Annotated in this window: 1 pseudogene; it reads left to right on the top strand. The window is 42.5% G+C overall.

From position 1 onward, the window contains the following. Positions 1 to 293, top strand: a pseudogene (locus tag AB4486_RS27055) (hypothetical protein); the annotation flags it as partial. Positions 294 to 504: the final 211 nt, after the last annotated feature.

Genomic DNA, 504 nt, shown 5'->3' with positions numbered 1-504 from the left:
AAACTGACTTTGGTCGTGTGAAAGCAATAATCGAAGACACTCAGCATGAACTATTCGAAGTACAGATGCGCCAGATAGCACCTCAAATGAAGCACATCCGAAATACCCATTTTGCTGAAACAGCAATTGCCGTGGCGGGTTTAGGTCTTAGTGTTGTGACTGGCGGGGCAAGTTTGATTGCTACTGGCATAGCAGGGCTTAGTGGAATGAAATCACATAGCGACTACAAATCAAAACTCACGGCTAATCCAAGTCATTTCTTGTGGAATGTAAAACAAAAAGCAAAGAAGTAGTTCGATTAGCATTTGATTAGACAGAAAGCCCGTTGTATGCAGGCTATTTGTTGTGGGGTTGCTTGCTGGTACTTGTAGGGTCGGCTTCGTTATCTCTATTGCTATCGAACCTGACAGTGGCTTTTCCTCCTTTTCCATACCTGTCGTAATTCATTAATTACTAATTTAGTAAAGGGGCTGACACGTATCTGTCCAGACTGAAGTTTTACAT

It is taken from the genome of Vibrio sp. 10N.222.55.C6, assembly GCF_041473395.1.
Lineage (GTDB): Bacteria > Pseudomonadota > Gammaproteobacteria > Enterobacterales > Vibrionaceae > Vibrio > Vibrio crassostreae_C.
This window is presented reverse-complemented; position numbering and strand designations above follow the sequence as displayed.